Origin of the sequence: Pseudomonas sp. M1 (assembly GCF_022760135.1) — a bacterium.
GTDB classification, from domain to species: Bacteria; Pseudomonadota; Gammaproteobacteria; order Pseudomonadales; family Pseudomonadaceae; genus Pseudomonas; species Pseudomonas citronellolis.
On record NZ_CP094343.1, the window covers coordinates 1,424,220 to 1,449,187 of the forward strand.

General features: G+C 68.1%; 23 protein-coding genes. 13 read left to right on the forward strand and 10 right to left on the reverse strand.

The window, feature by feature from the left end; genetic code table 11:
- Nucleotide 1: 1 nt before the first annotated feature.
- The 3 genes from rimM to rplS are packed head-to-tail and all read left to right on the forward strand — an operon-like array spanning nucleotide 2 to nucleotide 1,698.
- Nucleotides 2-535, forward strand: coding sequence for a ribosome maturation factor RimM (rimM, locus tag PM1_RS06345; protein ID WP_009616348.1), 534 nt, complete (start codon nucleotides 2-4; stop codon nucleotides 533-535).
- 24 nt (nucleotides 536-559) lie between these two features.
- Nucleotides 560-1,303: a tRNA (guanosine(37)-N1)-methyltransferase TrmD gene (gene trmD, locus PM1_RS06350; protein ID WP_009616361.1), complete on the forward strand. Its 744-nt coding sequence runs from the start codon at nucleotides 560-562 to the stop codon at nucleotides 1,301-1,303.
- A gap of 44 nt (nucleotides 1,304-1,347) precedes the next feature.
- Nucleotides 1,348-1,698: a 50S ribosomal protein L19 gene (rplS, locus tag PM1_RS06355; RefSeq protein ID WP_009616363.1), complete on the forward strand. Its 351-nt coding sequence runs from the start codon at nucleotides 1,348-1,350 to the stop codon at nucleotides 1,696-1,698.
- Between the two features lie 350 nt (nucleotides 1,699-2,048).
- Here rplS and PM1_RS06360 read toward each other — a convergent pair whose 3' ends face one another.
- Nucleotides 2,049-2,726 (reverse strand): hypothetical protein, encoded by a 678-nt coding sequence (locus PM1_RS06360; RefSeq protein ID WP_009616368.1) that lies wholly within the window; start codon nucleotides 2,724-2,726, stop codon nucleotides 2,049-2,051.
- Between the two features lie 116 nt (nucleotides 2,727-2,842).
- The gene (locus PM1_RS06365; protein WP_009616370.1) at nucleotides 2,843-4,675 is read right to left on the reverse strand and encodes a cation:proton antiporter; all 1,833 of its coding nucleotides are present in this window, start codon (nucleotides 4,673-4,675) and stop codon (nucleotides 2,843-2,845) included.
- 95 nt (nucleotides 4,676-4,770) lie between these two features.
- Between PM1_RS06365 and xerD the strand changes: the two genes are divergently transcribed.
- The 5 genes from xerD (at nucleotide 4,771) to PM1_RS06390 (ending at nucleotide 10,087) form a co-directional block, all read left to right on the forward strand.
- Nucleotides 4,771-5,667 carry a site-specific tyrosine recombinase XerD gene (gene xerD, locus PM1_RS06370; RefSeq protein ID WP_009616372.1) on the forward strand — a complete coding sequence of 299 codons (897 nt, stop codon included), beginning with the start codon at nucleotides 4,771-4,773 and terminating at the stop codon, nucleotides 5,665-5,667.
- A gap of 299 nt (nucleotides 5,668-5,966) precedes the next feature.
- Nucleotides 5,967-6,695, forward strand: a complete 729-nt coding sequence (locus PM1_RS06375; RefSeq protein ID WP_009616374.1) for a DsbC family protein — start codon at nucleotides 5,967-5,969, stop codon at nucleotides 6,693-6,695.
- A gap of 172 nt (nucleotides 6,696-6,867) precedes the next feature.
- The gene (locus tag PM1_RS06380; RefSeq protein WP_024128495.1) at nucleotides 6,868-8,172 is read left to right on the forward strand and encodes a homoserine dehydrogenase; all 1,305 of its coding nucleotides are present in this window, start codon (nucleotides 6,868-6,870) and stop codon (nucleotides 8,170-8,172) included.
- Between the two features lie 89 nt (nucleotides 8,173-8,261).
- Nucleotides 8,262-9,671 carry a threonine synthase gene (thrC, locus tag PM1_RS06385; protein ID WP_009616379.1) on the forward strand — a complete coding sequence of 470 codons (1,410 nt, stop codon included), beginning with the start codon at nucleotides 8,262-8,264 and terminating at the stop codon, nucleotides 9,669-9,671.
- Nucleotides 9,672-9,802: 131 nt separating this feature from the next.
- Complete coding sequence (locus PM1_RS06390) at nucleotides 9,803-10,087, forward strand: DUF3509 domain-containing protein (protein WP_009616381.1); 285 nt, start codon at nucleotides 9,803-9,805, stop codon at nucleotides 10,085-10,087.
- A gap of 59 nt (nucleotides 10,088-10,146) precedes the next feature.
- Here PM1_RS06390 and PM1_RS06395 read toward each other — a convergent pair whose 3' ends face one another.
- Together PM1_RS06395 and PM1_RS06400 are read right to left on the reverse strand one after the other, a co-directional pair.
- A complete protein-coding gene (locus PM1_RS06395) occupies nucleotides 10,147-10,470 on the reverse strand; it encodes a hypothetical protein (protein ID WP_009616383.1) in 324 nt (107 codons plus the stop codon).
- Between the two features lie 419 nt (nucleotides 10,471-10,889).
- The gene (locus PM1_RS06400; protein WP_009616384.1) at nucleotides 10,890-12,089 is read right to left on the reverse strand and encodes a CaiB/BaiF CoA transferase family protein; all 1,200 of its coding nucleotides are present in this window, start codon (nucleotides 12,087-12,089) and stop codon (nucleotides 10,890-10,892) included.
- A gap of 258 nt (nucleotides 12,090-12,347) precedes the next feature.
- On the opposite strand from PM1_RS06400, the gene PM1_RS06405 reads away from it, so the two are divergent.
- The 3 genes from PM1_RS06405 (at nucleotide 12,348) to recJ (ending at nucleotide 16,002) form a co-directional block, all read left to right on the forward strand.
- Nucleotides 12,348-13,520: a GGDEF domain-containing protein gene (locus PM1_RS06405; protein WP_009616385.1), complete on the forward strand. Its 1,173-nt coding sequence runs from the start codon at nucleotides 12,348-12,350 to the stop codon at nucleotides 13,518-13,520.
- A 69-nt stretch (nucleotides 13,521-13,589) separates the two neighbouring features.
- Nucleotides 13,590-14,129, forward strand: coding sequence for a YaeQ family protein (locus tag PM1_RS06410; RefSeq protein ID WP_009616386.1), 540 nt, complete (start codon nucleotides 13,590-13,592; stop codon nucleotides 14,127-14,129).
- Between the two features lie 157 nt (nucleotides 14,130-14,286).
- Complete coding sequence (gene recJ, locus PM1_RS06415; protein ID WP_009616387.1) at nucleotides 14,287-16,002, forward strand: single-stranded-DNA-specific exonuclease RecJ; 1,716 nt, start codon at nucleotides 14,287-14,289, stop codon at nucleotides 16,000-16,002.
- 104 nt (nucleotides 16,003-16,106) lie between these two features.
- On the opposite strand, the gene PM1_RS06420 is transcribed toward recJ, so the two are convergent.
- The 4 genes from PM1_RS06420 to PM1_RS06435 are packed head-to-tail and all read right to left on the reverse strand — an operon-like array spanning nucleotide 16,107 to nucleotide 20,418.
- The gene (locus PM1_RS06420) at nucleotides 16,107-17,624 is read right to left on the reverse strand and encodes a tripartite tricarboxylate transporter permease (RefSeq protein ID WP_009616389.1); all 1,518 of its coding nucleotides are present in this window, start codon (nucleotides 17,622-17,624) and stop codon (nucleotides 16,107-16,109) included.
- A 10-nt stretch (nucleotides 17,625-17,634) separates the two neighbouring features.
- Nucleotides 17,635-18,105: a tripartite tricarboxylate transporter TctB family protein gene (locus tag PM1_RS06425; protein ID WP_009616391.1), complete on the reverse strand. Its 471-nt coding sequence runs from the start codon at nucleotides 18,103-18,105 to the stop codon at nucleotides 17,635-17,637.
- A 17-nt stretch (nucleotides 18,106-18,122) separates the two neighbouring features.
- Entirely contained in the window at nucleotides 18,123-19,106 is a 984-nt protein-coding gene (locus PM1_RS06430) for a Bug family tripartite tricarboxylate transporter substrate binding protein (RefSeq protein ID WP_009616393.1), read from the reverse strand.
- Between the two features lie 19 nt (nucleotides 19,107-19,125).
- Nucleotides 19,126-20,418, reverse strand: coding sequence for an OprD family porin (locus PM1_RS06435; RefSeq protein WP_009616395.1), 1,293 nt, complete (start codon nucleotides 20,416-20,418; stop codon nucleotides 19,126-19,128).
- Nucleotides 20,419-20,603: 185 nt separating this feature from the next.
- Here PM1_RS06435 and PM1_RS06440 point away from each other — a divergent pair, with 185 nt between their 5' ends.
- Nucleotides 20,604-21,275, forward strand: coding sequence for a response regulator (locus PM1_RS06440; RefSeq protein WP_009616396.1), 672 nt, complete (start codon nucleotides 20,604-20,606; stop codon nucleotides 21,273-21,275).
- A complete protein-coding gene (locus PM1_RS06445; protein ID WP_009616398.1) occupies nucleotides 21,268-22,683 on the forward strand; it encodes a sensor histidine kinase in 1,416 nt (471 codons plus the stop codon). The genes PM1_RS06440 and PM1_RS06445 overlap by 8 nt, the downstream gene beginning before the upstream one ends.
- Nucleotides 22,684-23,038: 355 nt before the next feature.
- Here PM1_RS06445 and PM1_RS06450 read toward each other — a convergent pair whose 3' ends face one another.
- Together PM1_RS06450 and ygfZ are read right to left on the reverse strand one after the other, a co-directional pair.
- Nucleotides 23,039-23,875: an HDOD domain-containing protein gene (locus tag PM1_RS06450; protein WP_009616407.1), complete on the reverse strand. Its 837-nt coding sequence runs from the start codon at nucleotides 23,873-23,875 to the stop codon at nucleotides 23,039-23,041.
- 48 nt (nucleotides 23,876-23,923) lie between these two features.
- Complete coding sequence (ygfZ, locus tag PM1_RS06455) at nucleotides 23,924-24,868, reverse strand: CAF17-like 4Fe-4S cluster assembly/insertion protein YgfZ (RefSeq protein WP_009616417.1); 945 nt, start codon at nucleotides 24,866-24,868, stop codon at nucleotides 23,924-23,926.
- Nucleotides 24,869-24,968 lie beyond the last annotated feature (100 nt).

Below are 24,968 nucleotides of genomic sequence, written 5' to 3' on the forward strand. Positions count from 1 at the left end.
GATGAACACGATGCCTGCCGCCGAGGAAATGATCGTACTCGGCAAGATAGTTTCCGTGCATGGCATTCGTGGCGAGGTGAAGGTGTATTCCTTTACCGACCCGTTGGACAACCTGCTGGACTACCGGCGCTGGACGCTCAAGCGTGGCACCGAGGTTCGACAGGCTGAACTGGTCAGTGGCCGCGTGCAGGGCAATGTCCTGGTGGCGAAGCTGAAGGGACTGGACGATCGCGAAGTCGCCCGCACCTATGCGGATTTCGAGATCCTGGTACCGCGCAGCGAGCTCCCGGAGCTGGACGACGGCGAGTTCTACTGGAGCCAGTTGGAAGGTCTCAAGGTGATCGACACGAACGGGCAACTGTTCGGGATACTCGACCACATGCTGGAGACCGGCGCCAACGACGTGATGGTGGTCAAGCCCTGTGCGGGCAGCCTGGATGACCGCGAGCGCCTGTTGCCCTATACGGAGCAATGCGTGCAATCGGTAGACCTGGCGGCTGGCGAGATCAGGGTGGACTGGGACGCGGATTTCTGACCCGCAGGGTAGGAGTTTCAACCCATGTGGATCGGAGTCATCAGCATCTTTCCGGAGATGTTCCGCGCCATCAGTGACTACGGCATCACCAGCCGTGCGGTGAAACAGGAGCTGATCCGGCTCGAGTGTTTCAACCCACGCAACAACACTGATGACCGTCACCAGACGGTGGACGACCGGCCCTTCGGCGGTGGTCCGGGCATGGTGATGAAGATCAAGCCGCTGGAAGGCGCACTGGGCGATGCCCGGCAAGCCGCAGGCGGACCGGCGAAGGTGATCTACCTGTCGCCGCAGGGCCGCAAACTGACGCAGGCGGCCGTGAAGGAACTGGCGAACGAGGAGCGGTTGATCCTCATAGCCGGGCGTTACGAAGGCATCGACGAGCGCTTCATCGAAGAGCACGTGGATGAGGAATGGTCGATTGGCGATTATGTCCTGTCCGGGGGTGAGCTTCCGGCCATGGTGCTGATCGACGCGGTCACACGGTTGTTGCCCGGTGCATTGGGCCACGTGGACTCCGCCGAGGAGGACTCGTTCACCGACGGCCTGCTCGACTGTCCGCACTACACCCGACCCGAGGTGTACGCAGACAAACGTGTTCCCGAGGTGCTGCTAAGCGGCAACCACGAACACATCCGGCGCTGGCGTTTGCAGCAGTCCCTTGGAAGGACCTGGGAACGACGTGCCGATCTTCTGGATTGCCGCTCGCTTTCTGGAGAAGAGAAGAAGCTGCTGGAGGAATACATCCGCCAGCGGGACGATAGTTAACGTATCGATGGCGAGCGCCAAGCGCTTGTCTTAGGAGCACTGAGATGACCAACAAGATCATTCAGCAGATCGAAGCTGAACAGATGAACAAAGAGATTCCGGCGTTCGCCCCCGGCGACACCGTAATCGTCCAGGTGAAAGTGAAGGAAGGCGACCGTCAGCGTCTGCAGGCCTTCGAAGGCGTCGTGATCGGCAAGCGTAACCGCGGCCTGAACAGCGCGTTCACCGTTCGCAAGATCTCCAACGGCGTAGGCGTGGAGCGTACCTTCCAGACCTACAGCCCGCTGGTCGACAGCGTCAGCGTCAAGCGCCGCGGCGACGTGCGCAAGGCCAAGCTGTACTACCTCCGCGAACTGTCCGGCAAGGCAGCGCGCATCAAGGAAAAACTGGTCTGAGTCCACGACTCCCAGTCGATCCGGAAAAAAGCAGCCCTCGGGCTGCTTTTTTCATGCCTGGGATTTGCCGGGGACGCCTGTAGGAGCGGGCCCTGCCCGCGATTTCGCGCGCAGGGCGCGCTCCTACAACTGTGCCTCCGGAACCGTAGGGCGCATAACCGTTCGCGGTTATCCGCCGTTGGCCCGAAATGCCGCTGCCGAGAACGACGGCGTAGGTGCTCTTCGTAGGATCGAGGGGGACGCCTGGTTCTTGCTCGCGAACAAACACGGTGCCATGCGGTTCGCGAGCAAGCTCGCTCCTACGAAGAGCCGTGCCTGCCGGTACGGTAGGAGCGGGCTTCCCGGCTTCCTCAGGGCCGCATGCTGACGTGCAGCGAGGCCTGGGACAGGTCGATGTCCTGCAGGCTCAGGCTGCCCATGCTCTGGCTCTGCGGGGCGCCGGCGACGCGGATGTTGTCGAAGCGCATCTCGCCGATGGAGCTGGGCAGGCGCAGGCTGATCGAGCCGTCGGGGTTGAGGCTGGAGGCCATGTGCTCGGTGTCGTAGACCACGTCCTTCATCGAGGTCTCGGCCTGCAGGCTGTCCACCACCGGCAGCACCAGGCGCGCCAGTTGCTTCATGGTGCCCACGCCGTCACCGGCCTCGGCACTGACGAACAGGCTCTGCAGGGTTTCGTCGAAGCCCTGGGCATTGATGCCGCTCATCTCGCTGTCGCTCAGCGGCTTCAGCCCGCGCTGCTGGTGGCTCTGGCTGATCGCCGGGGCCTGTTGGCGCTGGATGTCCGCGCTGGCCAACTGGAAGGGCCCGAGCAGGGCCGCCACCAGGGTGGCGGCCAGGCGCAGGTTGTTCTGCTTCTTCAGCGCCCGCTTGACCTGGCGTTCGCTGACCCAGCCCTGGGCGATCAGGGTTTCCCCCAGGCGCAGGCCGTTGCGCAATTGCAGTTGGATCGCCTGGTCCAGTTGGGCGGCGCTGATCAGGCCCTTGCTGACGAGAATCTGGCCGAGGCGGGAATTCTGGGTGTTGGGCATGGTTGTGGACCGTGGAGCTGAAAGAATGATGGCGTGGTGCAATCATTGCCTCCGGCACTCCGCCCTGTCACCCATCTTAGGATAGGCTGACGGACGATTCGCCAGCCGATCCCGGCTCATTCCGACTGCCGGTCGTCCTCCTTGCCGGCCGCGTGGGCGCCTTCCTCGATCAGCGCTATCACCAGCCAGCCTTCCGCGGGGTTCAGCGGCCGGGTGCTGCTGGCCACGTGCATCCAGCCCGACGGATCGCGGGCGAACAGCAGAGTGGCGGCGTTGCCGTACAGCGCCTGGTACTGCTCCCAGCCGAAGCTCTCGCTGAGCAGGGTGCTGCGCACTTCGGCGCCGCGGGACAGCAGGCCGGCGAACTGCGGGTAGCTCAGCTCGCGCGGGCTCAGGTTGTGCCCGCGGTGCTGGTCGCTGGCGCGGTGCTTGTCGGTGCGCCGGCTCTCCTGGCCGCTGGTCAGGCTGAAGAGGCGCGCGCCGAACTCGTGGCGGAAGCGCATGCAGGCCAGGGTATTCAGCTCGCCGGAGGGCGACAGGGCCAGCAGGTGGCCGAGGCCGACCAGGTCCAGGTGCGCCTCGGCATGCTGCGAGGTGGGGTTGCCGAAGTAGGTGGGCAGGTTGTCCATGCGCGCGGCGCGGATGTTCTCCCAGCTGGAGTCGGTGAGCAGCACGCGGCTGCCGGCGTTCTTCAGCGCCGTGCCGATGGCTCGCGCCACCGGGTTGGCGCCGACGATGAGGAAGCCGCTGGGCGCCGGCTCCGCCACTTTCAGCAGGCGCGCCAGGGGCCGCGCGGTGGCGCTCTGCAGGACCACGGTGCCGATGATCACCAGGAAGGTCAGCGGCACCAGCAACTGGGCCTGCTCGTGGCCGGCCTCCTGCAGACGGATGGCGAAGATCGCCGAGACCGCCGCCGCGACTATCCCGCGCGGTGCTATCCAGGCCAGCAGCGCCCGCTCGCGCCAGTTCAGCGACGAGCCGGCGCTGCTCACCAGCACGTTCAGCGGGCGGGCGACGAACTGGATCAGCGCCAGCACCAGCAGCGCCGCCGGGCCCAGGCCGAGCAGGGCGGACAGGTCCAGGCGCGCGGCGAGGACGATGAACAGGCCGGAGATCAGCAACACGCTGAGGTTTTCCTTGAAGTGCAGGATCTGCCGCACGTCCACGCCCTTCATGTTGGCCAGGCACATGCCCATCAGCGTCACCGCCAGCAGGCCGGACTCGTGCACCGTGAGGTTGGCGCCGATGAAGATGCCCAGCACCGCCGACAGCGCGGCCAGGTTGTGCAGGTAGTCCGGCAGCCACTGGCGGCGCAGCACCTGGCCCAGGGCCAGGCCGCCGAGGATGCCGAAGGCGCTGCCGCAGGCGATCACCCCGGCGAAGGCGCCAAGGCTGTGGCGCCAGCCGCTGCCGGTGTCGCTGGCGGCGATGAAGCTGTAGACCACCACCGCCAGCAGCGCGCCTATGGGGTCGATGACGATGCCCTCCCAGCGCAGGATGTTGGCGATGGCCGCCTTCGGCCGCACCACCCGCAGCATCGGCACTATCACCGTGGGGCCGGTGACCAGGGTGAGGGTGCCGAACAGCAGCGCCATCTCCCAGCTGAAGTCCAGCAGCCAGTGCACCGCCAGGGCGATCACGCCCCAGGTCAGCAGCGCGCCCCAGGTGACCATGCGCTGCACCACCTTGCCGATCTCGCGCCACTCGCTGAAGTGCAGGGTGAGGCTGCCTTCGAAGAGGATCAGCGCCACCGACAGCGAGACCAGGGGGAACAGCAGCGGGCCGAACAGCGCCTGCGGGTCGAGCAGGCCGAGCAGGGGCCCGGCGAGGATGCCGGACAGCAGCAGGAAGAGGATCGCCGGCAGGCGCAGGCGCCAGGCCAGCCACTGGCAGAGCAGGGCGCCGGCGCCGATGCCGCCGAGGGAAAGCAGAACTCGGGTTTCATCCATGCGGAGGATTCCTTGACGAGGGGATGGCTGGCCGCGAACGGCCCGCCTGTGGAAGACTAGCCGCGCCCCGTCCGCTTTAGAATCCGAAAACCGCCGTGAATCCCGTTGCGCACCCGCTGATCGACCGCTTCCTCGACGCCCTCTGGCTGGAAAAGGGCCTTGCCGACAACACCCGCCTGGCCTACGGCAGCGACCTGGCGCTGTTCAACGGCTGGCTGGGGGAGCAGGGCGTGAGCCTGGAGCGCGCCGGCCGCGAGGCGATCCTCGACCACCTGGCCTGGCGCCTGGCCCAGGGCTACAAGGCCCGCTCCACCGCGCGCTTCCTCTCCGGCGTGCGCGGTTTCTACCGCTACTGCCTGCGCGAGGGGCTCATCGCCGAGGACCCGACCCTGCAGGTGGAACTGCCGCAACTGGGCAAGCCGTTGCCCAAGTCGCTGTCCGAGGCTGACGTGGAAGCACTGCTGGCCGCGCCGGAGACCGAGGACCCGCTGGGCCTGCGCGACCGCGCCATGCTGGAGGTGCTCTACGCCTGCGGCCTGCGCGTCAGCGAGCTGGTCGGCCTGACACTGGAGCAGCTCAACCTGCGCCAGGGCGTGGTGCGGGTGTTCGGCAAGGGCAGCAAGGAGCGCCTGGTGCCGCTGGGCGAGGAAGCCATCGTCTGGCTCGAACGCTACCTGCGCAACGCCCGCGACGACCTGCTCGGCGGCCGCCCCAGCGACGTGCTCTTCCCCAGCCTGCGCGGCGAGCAGATGACCCGCCAGACCTTCTGGCACCGTATCAAGCACCACGCCAAGGTCGCCGGCATCGGCAAGTCGCTGTCGCCGCACACCCTGCGCCACGCCTTCGCCACCCACCTGCTCAACCATGGCGCCGACCTGCGCGTGGTGCAGATGCTGCTGGGCCACAGCGACCTCTCGACCACGCAGATCTACACCCACATCGCCCGCGCGCGCTTGCAGGAGCTGCACGCCCAGCACCACCCGCGCGGTTGAGCGTAGGAGCGGACTCCGTCCGCGATGGGCCGGACACCCCCGTAGGATGGGTTGAGCGAAGCGATACCCATCACCACGACCGCATGGGTTTCGCCAAGGCTCAACCCATCCGTTGAGGCGCGCCTCGGCGCAGCCGGCAAGATAGGCCTGTCTGGTGTAGGGCGAATAACCGTTCGCGGTTATCCGCCGCTTGACCTGATCGACCAACGGCGCGCCCTGAAGCCTCGTGCTACAAGCTCGCGGTTCGGTCCGCAGGCTCTGCTGTGGTAGGCTGCGAGGTTCATCCACAGGAGTTTTCCATGCGTCTGTCCCGTTTCCTGGCTGCCGCGGCCCTGGGCCTCGCCAGCACCCTCGTCCTGGCCGCCGAGCCCGACCAGACCATCCGCAAGACCCTGCAGTCGCTGCAGCCCGACCTGCCCATCGAAACCATCAGCGCCAGCCCCGTGCAGGGCCTGTACCAGGTCCAGCTCAAGGGCGGCCGGGTGCTCTACGCCAGCGTCGACGGCAACTTCGTGGTGCAGGGCAACATCTACCAGGTGAAGGACGGCGCGGCCACCAACATCACCGAGGTCGCCGAGGCGGCCGGCGTGGCCAAGACCATCAATGCGCTGCCGGCCAGCGACATGGTGGTGTTCCCCGCCCAGGGCAAGGCCAAGGCGCACATCACCGTGTTCACCGACACCACCTGCCCCTACTGCCAGAAGCTGCACGCCGAGGTGCCGGAGCTGAACAAGCGCGGCATCGAGGTGCGCTACCTGGCCTTCCCGCGCCAGGGGCCGAAGTCCCCGGGTGACCAGCAACTGCAGGCGGTGTGGTGCTCCAAGGACCGCGCGGCGGCCATGACCGAGATGTTCCACGGCAAGGAAATCAAGGCCGCGCAGTGCCCCAACCCGGTGGACAAGCAGTTCCAGCTGGGCCAGATGGTCGGCGTGCAGGGCACCCCGGCGATCATCCTCGAAAGCGGCCAGATGCTGCCGGGTTACCAGAGCGCCGGCGAAATCGCCAAGCTGGTGCTGGACACCAAGTGAATCGGGCCCTGCGCCTGATTTGACTAATAGGGAGCCGCTTCGTAATGTGCGGTTCCTTTAACCATGAGGCCGGGCGTTCGCCCGGCCTTCGTACGGTACGTCCCCGCCCTCGCCGCACATGCGCCGCGGGCCGGGACGTACCCCGTTTGCCGCGATGATGGGGAGTTTCAGCGTGAAACCGGTGAAAGTGGGAATCTGTGGGTTGGGGACCGTCGGTGGCGGTACCTTCAATGTACTCAAACGCAACGCCGAGGAGATTGCCCGCCGCGCCGGGCGTGGTATCGAGGTTGCGCAGATTGCCGCCCGTCGTCCCAATCCGAAATGCGAAACCGGCAGCACCCCCATCACTGCCGACATTTTCGACGTGGCGAACAACCCGGAAATCGACGTGGTCATCGAGCTGATCGGTGGCTACACCCTGGCCCACGAGCTGGTGCTCAAGGCCATCGAGAACGGCAAGCACGTGGTCACCGCGAACAAGGCGCTGATCGCCGTGCACGGCAACGAGATCTTCGCCAAGGCCCGCGAGAAGGGCGTGATCGTCGCCTTCGAGGCCGCGGTGGCCGGCGGCATCCCGGTGATTAAGGCGATCCGCGAGGGCCTGGCGGCCAACCGCATCAACTGGCTGGCCGGCATCATCAACGGCACCGGCAACTTCATCCTCACCGAGATGCGCGAGAAAGGCCGCGCCTTCGCCGACGTGCTCAAGGAAGCCCAGGCGCTGGGCTACGCCGAAGCGGACCCGACCTTCGACGTCGAGGGCATCGACGCCGCGCACAAGCTGACCATCCTGGCGTCCATCGCCTTCGGCATCCCGCTGCAGTTCGACAAGGCCTACACCGAGGGCATCACCAAGCTGACCACCGCCGACGTGAACTACGCCGAGGCCCTGGGCTACCGCATCAAGCACCTGGGCGTGGCCCGCCGCACCGACGCCGGCATCGAGCTGCGCGTGCACCCGACGCTGATCCCGGCCGACCGCCTGATCGCCAATGTGAACGGCGTGATGAACGCGGTCATGGTCAACGGCGATGCCGCCGGTTCCACGCTGTTCTACGGCGCCGGCGCCGGCATGGAGCCCACAGCATCCTCGGTGGTCGCCGACCTGGTCGACGTGGTCCGCGTGCTCACCACCGACCCGGAGAACCGCGTGCCGCACCTGGCCTTCCAGCCGGACTCGCTCTCCGACCACCCGATCCTGCCGATCGAAGCCTGCGAAAGCGCCTACTACCTGCGCATCCAGGCCAAGGACCACCCGGGCGTACTGGCCCAGGTGGCGACCATCCTCTCCGAGCGCGGCATCAACATCGAATCGATTATGCAGATGGAAGTCGAAGAGCATGACGGTCTGGTGCCGATGATCCTGGTTACCCACCGCGTGCTCGAGTCCCGCATCATCGAAGCCATCGCCGCGCTGGAAGCGCTGGATGACGTGGTCGGCAATGTCGTACGCATTCGTGTAGAGCAGCTCGCGTAAGGCTATAGGCTGAAGGCTGGACGAGAAGGCTTCTACGTCCAGCCTCAAGCCTCCAGCGCTTTTATCGGTTTTCAAGAAAGGTTTCTAACATGCGCTACATCAGTACCCGCGGCCAGGCGCCCGCGCTGAATTTCGAAGACGTGCTGCTGGCTGGCCTGGCCAGCGACGGCGGCCTGTACGTGCCGGAAAACCTGCCGCGCTTCACCGTCGAGGAGATCGCTTCCTGGGCCGGCCTGCCGTACCACGAGCTGGCCTTCCGGGTGATGCGCCCGTTCGTCGCCGGCAGCATCTCGGACGCCGACTTCAAGAAGATCCTCGAAGAGACCTACGGCGTCTTCGCCCACAACGCCGTGGCGCCGCTGCGCCAGCTGAACGGCAACGAGTGGGTGCTGGAGCTGTTCCACGGCCCGACCCTGGCCTTCAAGGACTTCGCCCTGCAACTGCTCGGCCGCCTGCTCGACCACGTGCTGACCAAGCGCGGCGAGCGCGTGGTGATCATGGGCGCCACCTCCGGCGACACCGGCTCGGCGGCCATCGAAGGCTGCAAGGCCTGCGAGAACGTCGACATCTTCATCATGCACCCGCACAACCGTGTGTCCGAGGTGCAGCGCCGGCAGATGACGACCATCCTCGGCGAAAACATCCACAACATCGCCATCGAAGGCAACTTCGACGACTGCCAGGAGATGGTCAAGGCCAGCTTCGCCGACCAGGGCTTCCTGAAAGGCACCCGCCTGGTGGCGGTCAACTCGATCAACTGGGCGCGGATCATGGCCCAGATCGTCTACTACTTCCATGCCGCCATCCAGCTCGGCGCGCCGGCCCGTTCGGTGGCCTTCTCGGTGCCCACCGGCAACTTCGGCGACATCTTCGCCGGCTACCTGGCGCGCAACATGGGCCTGCCGGTCAGCCAACTGATCGTGGCGACCAACCGCAACGACATCCTGCACCGCTTCATGTCCGGCAACCGTTACGACAAGGACACCCTGCACGCATCGCTGTCGCCGTCCATGGACATCATGGTCTCGTCCAACTTCGAGCGCCTGCTGTTCGACCTGCACGGCCGCAACGGCAAGGCCATCGCCGAGCTGATGGACGGCTTCAAGGCCACCGGCAAGCTGTCCGTCGAGGATGACCGCTGGACCGAGGCGCGCCGCCTGTTCGATTCGCTGGCAGTGGACGACGAGCAGACCTGCCAGACCATCGCCGAGGTCTACGCCGAGTGCGGCGAACTGCTGGACCCGCACACCGCCATCGGCGTGCACGCCGCCCGCGAATGCCGCCGCAGCCTGGCCATCCCCATGGTCACCCTGGGCACCGCACACCCGGTGAAGTTCCCGGAAGCGGTGGAGAAGGCCGGCATCGAGGCGGCCCCGGCGCTGCCGGCGCACCTGGCCGACCTGTTCCAGCGCGAGGAACGCTGCACCGTGCTGCCCAACGAACTGGCCAAGGTCCAGGCTTTCGTCAGCGCCCACGGCAACCGCGGCAAGCCGCTCTAAACCGGCCGCAGGAAGAGCCCGCCACCTTGGCGGGCTTTTTCGTTTGCGGGGCAAATATCTGAGGTTATTGAACTTTTTCCTTCAGATAGAGGTCTTTTGCTGACGTATCCGTTGTATCCCAGGAGAACCCCATGGACCGACTCGAGCCCCTGCTCGCAGCCATCTTCAGCCAGTACGCCCACGATCTCGGACCCGCGCGTCCGGACGGTGGCCGGGTGCTGAGCCTGAGCACTTCCGAAGGCGAGGTCGTCCTGCGTCGCGTCCTCAGTGGCGAACAACTGGCCGACGAGCGCAATTGCCAGGAGGCGCTGGAAGCCATCAGCCGCGACCTGGCGGTCCAGGAGGGGCGGATCTGCAACGACGTCATCCTGGCACTGCGCCAGCGCGCCGCCCAGGTGCTCAGCTACGACACCTGAGCCCGCCGGTTCCATCGCGAATGCCGCCGTCCCGGCCCGGGACGGCGGCATTCGTGTTTCTACAGGCGCCCGCACTGCACCAGGCGGGCGCGGATGGCCCCGGTGGTGCGGCCATGGGCGCGGGCGATGGCGGTGATCGGCTCGCCCTCGTCGAAGCGCCGCAGCAGGGCCTGTTCCTCTTCCTCGCTCCAGGGCTTGCCGGCCTGCTCCGGCGGCGGGCGCACCTTGCCCTGGGCTTCGAGGGCCTGGATGGCCTGGAACAGGGCGCGGATCACCTCCGGCGCCTGGCAGGCATCCTGCTCGGGAAGCGGCAGGCCGCTGCGCGGGTCGATGCCCTGGGCCAGCTTGCGCAGCGTGTCCAGGCAGTGCTGGTTCATCTCCATGGAGCCTTCTCCTCTGCGGGGCGCCCGGAATGGGCGCCGAAAGGATCAGGTAGTGGATTTTCCAGTGCGGATCAGTCGGGTGGTTCCGTTCTTTTCGTAGGAGTGGGCTTGCTCGCGAATGGGGCTTCGCCGGCAATCTCGGCGCTTGACCTGAAGAGCACCCTCTCCCCAACCCTCTCCCTGAAGGGAGAGGGGGCTTGTCCGTGCCGAGAGGAGGAATGGTTTCAGCCGGTAATTTCCGTGCTAGCCGGCTAACGCCGAAACATCAGCATCTGCCCAACGGTCCCTTCTCCCTTCAGGGCGGGGCGCGCAGCCGAGGGTTAGGGAGAGGGGACGGAGCCAAGCCATGGCGTCGAAGTCACCGGTGACTCCAGTTCGCGAGCAAGCTCGCTCCTACAAGAGCAGTGTGCTCACTGCTATCAGACCGCCCCATCCCGCCGCAACGCCGCGATCTGTTCTGCGTCGTAGCCCAGTTCCGCCAGGATCGAGTCGTTGTGCTCGCCCAGCTTTGGGCCTATCCATTCGGCCGAGCCGGGGGTTTCCGAGAGCTTGGGCACTATGCCGGGCATCTTGAAGGGCTTGCCGTCCGGCAGCTTCGCCGAGAGGAACATCTCGCGGGCGAGGAACTGCGGATCGGCGAACATGTCCTCGGCGGAATAGATGCGGCTGGCCGGCACCTCGGCCTCGTTCAGCACCTTCAGCACCTCTTCCAGCGGCAGCGAGCGGGCCCAGCGGTCGATCACCCCGTACAGCTCGTCGCGCCGCGCGTCGCGGCCGTCGTTGCCGGCCAGTTGCGGGTCGTCGGCCAGGTCCTGGCGGCCGATGGCGAGCATGAAGCGGCGGAAGATGGCGTCGCCGTTGGCGGCGATCTGCACGTGCTTGCCGTCGGCCGTGGTGTGCACCGAGGACGGGGTGATGCCGGGCATGATGTTGCCGCTGCGCTCGCGGATGAAGCCGAACACGTCGAACTCCGGGACCATGGACTCCATCATGGCGAACACCGCCTCGTACAGCGCCACGTCCACCACCTGGCCCTGGCCGCCGTTGACCTCGCGGTGGCGCAGCGCCATGAGCGCGCCTATGACGCCCCACAGGGCGGCGATGGAGTCGCCGATGGAGATGCCGGTGCGCACCGGCGGGCGGTCCTCGAAGCCGGTGATGTAGCGCAGCCCGCCCATGGACTCGCCCACCGCGCCGAAGCCCGGCTGGTCCTTGTAGGGGCCGCTCTGGCCGAAGCCGGACAGGCGCACCATCACCAGCCTGGGGTTCAGCGCGTGGAGCACGTCCCAGCCCAGGCCGAGCTTCTCCAGCACGCCGGGGCGGAAGTTCTCGATGAGGATGTCGGCCTCGGCCAGCAGCTTCTTCAGCACCTCGCGGCCGGCTTCCTGCTTGAGGTTGAGGGTCAGCGAGCGCTTGTTGCGCGCCTGCACGAACCACCACAGCGAGGTGCCCTCGTAGAGCTTGCGCCACTTGCGCAGCGGGTCGCCGCCGTCGGGCGACTCGATCTTGGTCACGTCGGCGCCGAACTCCGCGCACAGGCGCGCGGCGAAGGGGCCGGCGATCAGGGTGCCGAGTTCCACGACCTTGAGGCCGGCGAGGGGTTTGGCGGTGGCGTTCATCGAAGGTTTCCGTCAGTCGGGCAGTGGGGCGACTCTAGGGCCGTCGCCGGCCCGCCGCAAGCCATGGCCGGTGCGGCGGCACGGGCAAAGCTGACCGATCGGTTGTGAAGGCGTTCCGCGATCGACGCCGGACGCGTAGAGTAGGGAGCATTCCCACACCCTTTTCAGGCCGGCCGGGTATCCGCTCATGGGCGCCGTTGATCTTTCTCCTTCCGTCGACCCTACGTCGCCTGCGCACGGGATGCCGAAGGAGGGCGCATGTCGCTGAGCCTGCCCACCCTGCTGCTGGTGGACCTGTACATCCTCGCCCTGGTCGGCGTGCTGATGTTCTTCGCCTGGTACGGCGGGCGCCGCGAGCCGACCCTCGGCTACATGGCCGCCATGCTCCTGCTCGGGGCGCTGTCCACCTTCCTCATCGCCCTGCGCAGCTTCGGCCTGGAGACGCTGGCCATCGTCGCCGGCAACATGGTGGTGGCGCTTTCCTGCGCGCTGCTGTGGACCAGCATGCGGGTGTTCGCCGGGCGCGCGCCCTACTGGCCCGGCGTGGCCGCGGGGGCCGTGCTCTGGCTGCTGCTGTGCCTGTGGCCGGTCTTCCTGCAGTCGATGGTCTTGCGCATCCAGGTCCACTCGGCGCTGACCGTGGTCTACTGCCTGCTCGCCGCCGCCGAGCTGTGGCGCAGCCGCCAGCGCCTGGAAGTGCCGCTGCGGCCGACCCTGGCCCTGTTGCTGTTCCACGCCGGCTTCTACACCCTGCGCATCTTCGTCGACCGCGGCGAGGTGCCGGTGGTGCCTGCCGGCACCTACACCACCCTGTTCACCCTGCTGGTGTTCGAGACCATGATGGTCGCCGTCGGCCTGGCCTTCACCACCCTGACCATGGTCAAGGACCGCGCCGAGCTGAAGTTCCGTTCGGCGGCCCTGAGCGACCCCCTGACCGGCATCGGCAACCGCCGCGCCTTCATGGATTCCGGCGAGCGCCTGCTGCGCCTGTGCGCCGAGCGTGGCGAGCCGGTGGCGCTGCTGGTCTGCGACCTGGACAACTTCAAGCGCCTCAACGACGCCTACGGCCACCCGGTGGGCGACCGCGCCCTGCAGGAATTCAGCCGCATCACCGCCTCGCGCATGCGCCGCCAGGACGTGTTCGGGCGCATCGGCGGCGAGGAGTTCGCCTGCCTGCTGATCGGCGCCGGCACCGAAGCCGCCTGCCAGGTGGCCGAACGCATCCGCCGGGAGTTCGCCGAGGTGCCGTTCGTCGCGGATGGCCTGCTCAGCGTCAGCATCGGCGTGGCCACCAGCGAGGAGGGCGGCTACGAGCTGGCGCGCCTGCTGTCGCTGGCCGACCAGGCGCTGTACCTGGCCAAGGCCAAGGGCCGCAACCGCATCGAGCTGTCGGCCCCCGGGCCGGGGCGCGAGGGCCGCGGCCACCGCTGAGCGCGACGGGGGCGGCAGGGCCGGCGCAATCGGGGTAGACTTGCCGCCTTCGCATCGCTGGGATAGACCATGGCCCTCTCCGCCACCCCCTACAAGGCCGACATCAGCCTCACCGACCTGGACCGCGGCGTCTACGAGACGCTGCGCTTCACCGTCGCCCGCCACCCCTCGGAAACCGAGGAGCGCCTGGCGGTCCGCCTGATCGCCTTCGTGCTCTGGTACAACGAGCAACTGGCCTTCGGCCGCGGCCTGTCGGACGTCGAGGAACCGTCGCTGTGGGAGAAGAGCCTGGACGATCGCATCCTGCACTGGATCGAGGTCGGCCAGCCGGACAGCGAGCGCCTGGTGTGGTGCTCGCGGCGCTGCGAGAAGCTCTCGCTGCTGGCCTACGGCAACCTGCGCGTATGGACCACCAAGGTCCTCGACGGCGTGCGCCACCTGAAGAACCTGAATGTCGCCGCCGTGCCCCAGGAACCGCTGGAGGAGCTGGCCCGCGACCTGCCGCGCTCGATCAACTGGACCGTGATGATCAGCGAGGGGACGATCTTCGTTACCGACGAAAACGGCCAGCACGAACTGCAACTCGAATGGCTGATGGGCGAACGCTGAGTTGCGCTAGCTGCGCTTCGGCCCGGCTGTGTCGAAACAGGCCCGGGCTTACTCATTTACACTCGGTAAACTCCGCGCCCGTGCCTGTTTTCGCCTAGCCGTGCTCTAGCTCGCAAGGCGCAAGGTCAGGCTGAAATGGAAGGATTGGAAAGCTCTGATGCGCATCGACCCCCGCCCGTTGCCGGAAACCCTGCCCGACCTCGGCGACCTGCCGCCACTGCTGACCCGCCTCTACGCCGCCCGCGGCGTGAAGTCCGCCGAGGAGCTGGACAAGGGCCTGGCGCGGCTGATCCCGTACCGCCAGCTCAAGGGCATCGACGCCGCCGTCGAGCTGCTGGTCGACGCCCTGGAGAAGCGCCAGCGCATCCTCTACGTCGGTGACTTCGACGCCGACGGCGCCACCGCCAGCAGCGTCGGCGTGCTGGCCCTGCGCCTGCTCGGCGCGGCCTGGGTCGACTACCTGGTGCCGAACCGCTTCGAATACGGCTACGGGCTGACCCCGGAGATAGTCGCGGTCGCCCTGGAGAAACGCCCGGAGCTGCTGGTCACCGTGGACAACGGCATCTCCAGCATCGACGGCGTGGCCGCGGCCAAGGCCGCCGGGCTGCGCGTGCTGGTCACCGACCACCACCTGCCGGGCCCTGAGCTGCCGGCGGCGGACGCCATCGTCAACCCTAACCAGCCGGGCTGCGAATTCCCCAGCAAGGCGATGGCTGGGGTCGGCGTGATCTTCTACGTGATGCTCGCCCTGCGCGCGCGCCTGCGCGAGCTGGACTGGTTCGCCCGCAGCGGCACGCCGGAGCCTAACCTGGCCGAACTGCTCGACCTGGTGGCCCTGGGCAGCGTCGCCGACGTGGTGCCGCTGGACGCCAACAACCGCATCCTGGTGCACCAGGGCCTGGCGCGCATCCGCGCCGGCCGCGCCCGCTCGGGCCTGCGCGCGCTGCTGGAAGTGGCCGGGCGTGACGCCCGGCGCATCACCTCCACCGACCTGGGCTTCATCCTCGGCCCGCGGCTGAACGCCGCCGGGCGCCTGGACGACATGTCCCTGGGCATCGAGTGCCTGCTCTGCGAGGACGAGGCCCTGGCCCGCGACATGGCGGTGCAGCTCGACCAGCTCAACCAGGACCGCAAGGCCATCGAGCAGGGCATGCAGCGCGAGGCCCTGGCCCAACTCAAGGAACTGCCGATGGAGGAAATGCCCTTCGGCCTGTGCCTGTTCGACCCGGACTGGCACCAGGGCGTGATCGGCATCCTCGCCTCGCGCCTGAAGGAGCGCTACCACCGCCCGACCATCGCCTTCGCCGACGCCGGCGACGGCAGCCTCAAGGGCTCGGCGCGCTCGGTGCCGGGCCTGCACATCCGCGATGCGCTGGATGCCGTGGCTGCGCGCCATCCGGGGCTGATCAGCAAGTTCGGCGGGCATGCCATGGCCGCCGGGCTGTCGCTGCCGCAAGGGCATTTCGGCGCCTTCGCCGCAGCCTTCGATGCTGAGGTGCGCCGCCAGCTCAGCGAGGACGACCTCACCGGGCGCATCCTCTCCGACGGCCAGCTGAGCCTGACCGAATTCCACCTGGAACTGGCCCGCGCCCTGCGCCAGGCCGGCCCCTGGGGCCAGCACTTCCCCGAGCCGCTGTTCCACGGGGTGTTCCAGATCGTCCAGCAACGCATCGTCGGCGAGCGCCACCTGAAGCTGGTGCTCAAGACCGAGTGCGGCTCGCTGCAGCTGGACGGCATCGCCTTCAACGTCGACCGCGAGGTCTGGCCGAACCCGACGGTGCGCTGGGCGGAAGTGGCCTACAAGCTGGACGTCAACGAATACCGCGGCAACGAGAGCGTGCAGTTGATGGTGGTACACCTGGCGCCACGCTGAGCTCGCAGGGTTTTACCCGCGCCCACCCCAGGCAAAAAGAGACCCGCGCAAGGCGGGTCTGAAATCGCCGCAGGAGAGAACGCGGCGAGCGTGGTTGGTCTTTCTCAGGCGCCGGCCAGCGCCGCGTTGCGCCGGGCCAGGCGGCGGCGCCAGGCGCGGTACAGCGGCAGGCCGAGCATCGCCGCCACCAGGGCCCAGGTGCCGATGGCGATGGGGCTGGACCAGAGGATGCTCAGCTCGCCGTTGGAGATCGACAGCGCGCGGCGCAGGTTCTGCTCCATCAGCCCGCCGAGGATGAAGCCCAGCAGCAGCGGCGAGAGCGGGAAGTCGAGCTTGCGCAGGATGTAGCCGAGGATGCCGATGCCGACCATCAGGAACAGGTCGAAGGTGGTGGCATGCACGGCGTACACGCCGATGGCGGTGATGATCGCGATGCCCGGCACCAGCGCCCAGTTCGGCACCGAGAGGATGCGGGTGAACACCCGCACCATCGGCACGTTGAGGATGATCAGCATCAGGTTGGCGATGAACAGCGAGGCGATCAGGCCCCAGACGATGGTCGGCTGCTCCTGGAACAGCAGCGGGCCGGGGGTGATGTTGTACAGGCTGAGCGCGCCGATCATCACCGCGGTGGTGCCCGAGCCGGGCACGCCGAGGGTCAGCATGGGCACCAGGGCGCCGCAGGCGGAAGCGCCGATGGCGGTTTCCGGGGCGGCCAGGCCGCGCATGTCGCCCTGGCCGAACTTGCCGCTGGCGCCGGCGTAGCGCTTCTCGGTCATGTAGGCCACGGCGCTGGCCAGGGTGGCGCCGGCGCCGGGCAGCACGCCCATGACGAAGCCGAGCAGGCCGCAGCGCAGGTTGACGACGAACACCGAGGCCGCCTCCTTGAGGTTGAACAGCATGCGCCCGCTGGCTTCCACGGCCTTGTGCCCGTGGTGGGTCTTCTCCAGCAGCAGGAGAATCTCGCTGACCGAAAACAGGCCCAGCACCAGCACCACGAACTGGATGCCGTCGGCGACGTGGATGCTCTCGAAGGTGAAGCGGTACACGCCGCTGTTGGCGTCGATGCCCACGCTGGACAGGAACAGCCCGAGCAGCGCCGCCAGCAGCGTCTTCAGCGGCCGGTCGCCGGCCAGGCCGCCGAGCGCGACTATGGCGAAGACCATCAGCACGAAGTATTCCGCCGGGCCGAAGGCGATCGCCCATTTCGCCAGCAGCGGGGCGAACAGCACCATGCCGCAGGTGGCGATGAAGGCGCCGATGAACGAGCTCCAGGCCGACAGCGACAGGGCCACGCCGGCCAGGCCGTTGCGCGCCATGGGGTAGCCGTCCAGGGTGGTCATCACGGTGGAGGCTTCGCCGGGGATGTTCAGCAGGATCGAGGAGATCCGCCCGCCGTATTCGCAGCCCAGGTACACCGCGGCCAGCAGGATCAGCGCCGACTCCGGCGGCAGGCCGAGGGCGAAGGCCACCGGGATCAGCAGGGCCACGCCGTTGATCGGGCCCAGGCCCGGCAGCAGGCCGACCACGGTGCCGATCAGCGTGCCGATCAGCGCGGTGACGAGGTTGTAGGGGCTCAGGGCGACGCCGAAGCCCTGCCCGAGATAGCTCAGGGTATCCATGACGGTGTCCTCAGAAGGGCAGGAAGTCGAGCACGCCCCGCGGCAGCGGGACGTCCAGGGTGCGGTCGAAGAGCAGGTACAGGCCGATGCTCAGCAGCGTGCAGGTGAGCACGCTGACGGCCGGCTTGCCGCCATAGAGCAGGGCAATGAAGCTGCCCACCAGGGCGCTGGCGAGGATGAAGCCCAGCGGCTCGAAGAGCCCGGCGTAGACCAGCAGCAGGCCGATGCACGCCACCACCTTGCGCAGCAGCGCGCCTTCCAGCGGCTGCTCGTCGTCATGGCGCACCGGCGTGGGCCGCAGGATCAGCCAGGCCAGGCCGATCGCCATCAGCGCCAGGCACAGCAGCGGGTAGGCGCGCGGGCCCACCGGTTCGTAGGAGAAGGGCGCCTGGTAGTTCCAGGCCACGGCGGCCAGGCCGAGGCAGGCCAGCAGCCAGGCACCGGCGAACAGCCGCTGCGGCAGCGAGTGGGGGGCGTGCATGTCGGGAACCTCGCGGCTTACTGGATCAGGCCGAAGTCATGGGCCATCTGCCGATAGCGGGCGACCTGCTGCTTGACGTAGCTGTCCAGCTCGGGCCCGGTCATGGCGAAGGGGAACAGCTCGCGCTGGTCGCGCAGCTTGGCGAAGTCCTCCGAGGCCAGCAGCTTGTCGAACGAGGCCTTCCAGAACTGGTAGTCCTCGTCGCTGACCTTGGGCCCGACGTAGAAGCCGCGCACCACCGGCCAGACGATGTCGAAGCCCTGCTCCCTGGCGGTGGGGATGTCGGCCATGCCTTCGTCTTGCAGGCGCTCCTCGGCGAACACCGCGAGCAGGCGCATCTTGCCGGCGCGGATGTGCGGCATGGAGTCGGAGATGTCGGTGCTGCCCACCTGGATGTGCCCGCCCAGCAGCGCCGTGGCGATCTCGCCGCCGCCTTCCAGGGCGACGTAGCGCAGCCGCTTCGGATCGATGCCGGCGGCCTTGGCGATCAGCGCGGTCTGCATCCAGTCCTGGCTGCCGACGGTGCCGCCGGAGCCGATCACCACCTTGCCCGGGTCGGCCTTGAGCGCGGCCACCAGGTCGGCGAGGTTCTTGTAGGGCGAGTCGCTGCGCACGGCGATGGCGCCGTAGCTGGTGCCGATGGCCGCCAGCCACTTCACCGCGTTCTCGTCGTAGCGGCCGAACTTGCCCTGGGCCAGGTTCAGCAGCGAGCCGCTGGAGAAGGCGGTGATGCTGTTGCCGTCGGCCGGGCGCTGGGCGACCACGGCGTTGTAGGCCACCGCGCCGACGCCGCCGGGCATGTAGGTGACGCGCATCGGGCTGCTCAGCAGCTTCTCGTCCAGCAGGGCGCTCTGCGCCAGCTTGCAGGTCAGGTCGAAACCGCCGCCGGGGGCGGCCGGGGCGATGCATTCCGGGCGCTTGGGCTCGGCGTGGGCGACGGCGGCGGTGAACAGCGCGCCGGCGGCGAGAAGCAGGGGGAGGGTGCGGAGCTTGGTCATCATCGGGGCCTCTTCTTGTTGTTTACCAGATCGCCAGGGAATAGGTGAGGTAGACGCGGGTTTCGTCGGCGTTGCGGGCGAAGTTGGAACGGTAGGTGGCGTTGCGCAGGCGCACGCCGAAGTCCTTCAGCGGGCCGCTCTGCACCACGTACTTGAGGTCGGTGTCGCGTTCCCACTCGCGGCCTTCGCCGGCGCGCCCGTTGATCTCGGCGTTGTCGCCCTTGAGGTAGCGGTTCATCAGGGTCAGGCCGGGCAGGCCGAACACGGCGAAGTCGAAGTCGTGGCGCAGCTGCCAGGAGCGTTCCCTGGTCTCGGCGAAGTCGCCGACCTGGACGAAGTTCACCAGGTAGGGGTTGCTGCCGTCGATGTAGGGGAAGGCGCTGTCGCCGTCCATCTGCTGCCAGCCGACGCTGAACTTGCTGGCGCCGATGGCGTAGCCGAGCATGGCGTTGAAGGCGCGGTTGTCGATCCTGCCGCCGCGGGCGGCGCCGTCGTCGTCGCTGATCGCCAGGCGCCAGTCGGTGGTCAGCTTGCCGTCGCCCAGCTTGTGGCTGCTGAGCAGGCCGATGAAGTGCTGGCGATACACCTCGTCCAGCTCGGCGTAGTGGTAGCGGCCGGTGAAGTGGTCGTCGAACTTGTAGTCGCCGCCGGCCAGGTCGTAGTGCTCGCCGGCGACGCTGCCGGTGAAGCGCTTGTTCTTGTTGTTCAGCGCCAGGTCCTGGGCATCGGTGGAGTCGCGGTCGATGGCCTTTTCCAGGCGCCCGCCGGTGAAGGTCAGGCCGGGCAGGTCGCGGGACTCCAGCAGGCCGCCCTCGAATATCTGCGGGAACAGGCGGCTGTCGTTGGGCTGCAGGGTGGGCAGGTCGGGGATCAGGCTGCCGAGCTTGAGTTCGGTCTGCGAGACCTTGAACTTGGCGGTCAGCCCGAGCTTGCTGTACTCGTCCGCGGCGCGGCCGTCGTCGTGGGTGGGCAGCAGGCCGCTGCCGGTGCGGTCGGGGCTGGAATCGAGCTTGAGGCCGAGCATGCCCAGGGCGTCGAGGCCGACGCCGACGGTGCCGTCGGTGTAGCCGGACTGGAAGTCGAGGATGAAACCTTGCGCCCACTCCTCGCGCTTGGACTGGCCGGCGCCGTCGCGGAAGTCGCGGTTGAAGTAGATGTTCTGCGTCTGCAGCTTCAGGCTGCTGTCTTCGATGAAGCCGGAAGCCTCGGCTTCCCCGGCCAGGCCGCCGAGGGCCAGGGCCGCGCCGAAACCGGCGGGAAAAACACGGAACAGGACGGGATTGGCCCCACGGGCCGGGTGCTGGACAGTCAGCATCGGTGGACTCCATTTCTTGTTCTTGTGTGGATGGCGCCACGCCGCCAGCCGATTTTGGGACGATCTGCGTCGTCTGACGGGCGATCCTAGCGCCGCTGCCTTTCACCAGGCTTTCAGCCGTTCACAGGCGCCCGTGGGCGGGTAAACTGCGTGCACCTGTCCACATCCGAGCGAGGAATACCGCCGTGCGCATCCTTCTGGTCGAAGACCATCCGCAACTGGGCGACAGCGTGCAGCAGGCGCTCAAGGGCGCGGGCTGGACGGTCGACCTGCTGCGCGACGGGGTGGCCGCCGACCTGGCCCTGGCCAGCGAGGAATACGCCCTGGCCATTCTCGACGTCGGCCTGCCGCGCCTGGACGGCTTCGAGGTGCTGGCGCGCCTGCGCGGCCGCGGCAAGACCCTGCCGGTGCTGATGCTGACCGCCCGCGGCGAGGTCAAGGACCGCGTCCACGGCCTCAACCTCGGCGCCGACGATTACCTGGCCAAGCCCTTCGAGCTGAGCGAACTGGAAGCGCGGGTGAAGGCCCTGCTGCGGCGCAGCGTGCTCGGCGGCGAACAGCAGCAGCGTTGCGGCGAGCTGGTCTACGACCTGGGCGCGCGGCGCTTCAGCCTGGCCGGCGAGGCGCTGACCCTGACCTCCCGCGAGCAGGCCGTGCTGGAAGCGCTGATCGCCCGCCCCGGGCGGGTGCTGAGCAAGGAACAACTGGCCGCCCAGGTGTTCGGCCTGGACCAGGACGCCAGCGCCGACGCCATCGAAATCTACGTGCACCGCCTGCGCAAGAAGCTGGAAGGCGACGCGGTGCGCATCGTCACCTTCCGCGGCCTGGGCTACCTGCTCGAGGCCGTGGATGCCTGAGGTGCTCCGGCGCCTGGCCCTGCCCGGTTCCGGCAGCCTGCGCTGGCGCCTGCTGTGGCGCCTGGGCGGGTTGCTGCTGGTGCTGCTCCTGCTGGGCAGCCTGGCCACCTACCAGCGTGCCCGCCACGCCTCGGACATCGCCTACGACCGCACCCTGCTGGCCTCGGCGCGGGACATCGCCGACGGCCTCTACGACAGCGACGGCAGCCTGCGCGCCAACGTGCCCTACGTGGCCCTGGACAGCTTCGCCTACGACAGCGCCGGGCGCATCTTCTACCAGGTGATCGACACCCGCGGGCAGTCCATCTCCGGCTACGAGAACCTGCCGGCGCCGCCGCCGGGAACGCCGCGCACCGACGACTATCCGGCGCTGGCGCGCTTCTACGACAGCGAATACCAGGGCCAGGGCGTGCGCGTGGTCAGCCTGCTGCAGCCGGTCAGCCAGCCGACGGTCAACGGCATGGCGGAAATCCGCGTGGCCGAGACCCTCGGCGCGCGCGAGCGCCTGGCCCGCGAGCTGCTCACCGACACCCTGCTCAACCTGGCGCTGTCGGCGCTGGCCGCGCTGGTCATGGTCTGGTACGCGGTGAGCGCCGGCCTGCGCCCGCTCGACCGCCTGCGCGCGGCGGTGGAGGAGCGCCAGGCGGACGACCTGCGGCCCCTGCCGCCGGTGGCGGTGCAGCGCGAACTGCGCCCGCTGGTGGCGGCGCTGAACCATTTCACCGTGCGCCTGCGCAGCCTGTTCGAGCGCCAGTCGCAGTTCATCGCCGAAGCTTCCCACGAACTGCGCACGCCGCTGGCGGCGCTCAAGGCGCGGCTGGAGCTGGGCCTGCGCGAGCAGGAGCCGCAGCGCTGGCGCGAGACGCTGGAAGAAGCGGTGCAGTACACCGACCGCGTCACCGGGCTGGCCAACCAGTTGCTGTCCCTGGCGCGGGTGGAAAGCGGCGCCCGGGCCATCGCCGAGGGCGGCGGCGAGGTCATCGAACTGGGCGCCCTGGCCCGCGAGCAGGGCATGGTGCTGGCGCCGCTGGCCCATGCGCGCGGCGTGGCCCTGGCCCTGGAGGCCGAGCGGCCGGTGTGGATCAAGGGCGATCCGACGCTGCTCCACGAACTGCTCGACAACCTGGTGGCCAACGCCCTGGCCCATGCCGCCGGCAACGTGGTGATCCGCGTCGAGTCGCCGGCCGTGCTGGAGATCGAGGATGACGGCCCGGGCATCCCGGCGGAGGAGCGCGACAAGGTCTTCGGCCGCTTCTACCGCAAGCGCCAGGAGGGCACCGGGCTGGGGTTGGCGATCGTCGGGGAGATCTGCGCGGCGCACCGGGCGCGCATCGAGCTGGCCCATGGGGAGTTGGGTGGGTTGCTGGTGCGGGTGAGTTTTCCGCTGGAGGAAGCGAGGGGCGGCTAGGCGCTTTTCGTAGGAGCGAGGGGGACGCCTGGTTCTTGCTCGCGAATAGCGCTTGCCGGTGGGCTTCGGTGTTTGGATTGACTCCGCTCCCTCTCCCCAGCCCTCGGCTGCGCGCCCCGCCCTGAAGGGAGAGGGGGCTAGTCCGTGCCGAGAACAGGCATGGCTTCAGCCGGAAACCACCGTGATTGCCGGCTAACTCGGTAAAACCAGTCCACTCCGAACGGTCCCCTCTCCCTTCAGGGAGAGGGTTAGGGAGAGGGCGCTCTTCGGAGCGACACCAAACCTTTCCGGTAGAACGCTATTCGCGAGCAAGCTCGCTCCTACCAAGAACCCGCGCCAACGCCGGACCGGTGACCTACTGCAACATCCCCATCGCCGCCTCCATGGCGGCCGACAGGTCCTCGTCCTCGTTGAGGTTGGCCTGCGGGTCGATGCCCAGCTTGGCGAAGGACGGGATGTCGCTCCAGTCCATTTCGGTGAAGGGATGCTGGCTGCCCAGGTAGCTCTGCAGGGTGGCGACCTGGACGATGTCCACGTAGTCGGCCTTGGCGGAGTCGCGGGTGAAGTCCAGGTAGTGACCGGGCACTTCGGCGATGGGCGCGGGGAATTCCCAGGCCTTGAGGATGCGGTCGCCGATGACCGGGTGGATGCGCTCGATCACGTGGTTGAGGCTGATGGAGTCGGCCAGCAGTTCGCTGTTCTCCTCGGCGTAGGTGAGGATCGGCAGCACGCCGATCTGGTGCACCAGGCCGGCGAGGGTCGCCTGGTCGGGCATCAGCCGGGTGTAGTGGCGGCACAGCGCGTGGCAGATGCCGGCGACCTCGACGCTCTTGTTCCATACCTCGCGCATCTTGCGGTCGACCACGTCGGAGGTGGCCTGGAACATCTGCTCCATGGCCAGGCCCGTGGCCAGGTTGCTGGTGTAGTTGATGCCCAGGCGGCCGATGGCCATCTGCAGGTCGGTGATTTCCTTGTTGGTGCGCAGCAGCGGGCTGTTCACCACCTTGATGATGCGCGCGGTGAGCGCGGCGTCGTTGCCGATCACCCGGGCCAGGTCATGGATGCTGACGTCCGGGTCCTCCGCCGCCTCGCGGACCCGCAGCGCCACCTCGGGCAGGGTGGGCAGCACCAGTTCGTCGTTGTCGATGGCCCGCAGCAGTTCCTGTTGTACTTTTTCGGCAAGCTTGCTCATGGCGTTTCCTTGAGGGACGCCGGGCTCCCCACCCGGCAGGCGATTCGGTCAGCGCTGGATTTCGCGGTCGCTGTCGAGAACGTAGGGCAGCGTCAGCAGGCGCAGGGCCGGGCCGTCCTCGGCCTGGCCGAGGCGCACGCGGCCGTCGGCCACGGCGTCGTCCTGCAGCACCGCCAGCAGCTCGATGCCTTCGGCGGCGCGGGCGGCCAGCACCACTTCGCCGACGCTGCTGCCGTGCACCGGCGAGAACAGCGCGGCGCCCGGCTCGGGCAGCTCGGCGGCGTCCAGCGCCAGGCGGTGCAGGCGGCGCTTGAGGCGGCCGAGGTACTGCATGCGCGCGACGATTTCCTGGCCGGTGTAGCAGCCCTTCTTGAAGCTCACGCCGCCGACCGCCTGCAGGTTGATCATCTGCGGGATGAACAGCTCGCGGGTGGCGCCGAAGACCTGGCCTACGCCGGCGCGCACCTGGCCCAGCAGCCAGTCGTTGAGGGTGCCTTCGTCCAGGCCGGCGTCGAGCGCCTCGCGCACTTCGCCGGCGCGGACCGCCGGCACCCAGAGTTCGGCGCGGCCATGGCCCAGGCCGATGGCCAGCAAATCACCGTTGCGCGCCACGCGGTCGGCCTCGGCGGGCGGTTCCAGGCCGAGGCCGGCGAGCACGGCGTCGCCGCCGCTCAGGCCGAAGCGGGCCCAGGCGGCGCTGTCGTCGCTCAGGCTGGCCTTGGAGAACACGGCGTACTTCTTCAGGTCGGCCAGTTGCCCTTCCAGCAGCTCGGCGGCCAGCGCCAGCAGATAGCCGTCGCCCTCGGCGACGATGCGGAAGCTGGAGGTCATGCGCCCCTTGGGCGTGCAGCGGCCGCCCAGGCTGGACGTCGTGGCGTCGAGGTAGTTGAGGTTGCAGGTCAACTGCCCCTGCAGGAACTTGGCGGCGTCCGCGCCACGGACGGCGAGGACTCCTTCGTGGGTCAGGGCGGTGTAGAACGCGGAATCGGCCATTGCGGGTCGCTGGAAGAAAGTTAGGCTTTCCATGATAGAGCCGGGACCTGCGCTTGTCAGCGGGTGCCGCCAGGCGAGGGCATGCGTATAATGCCGCTCG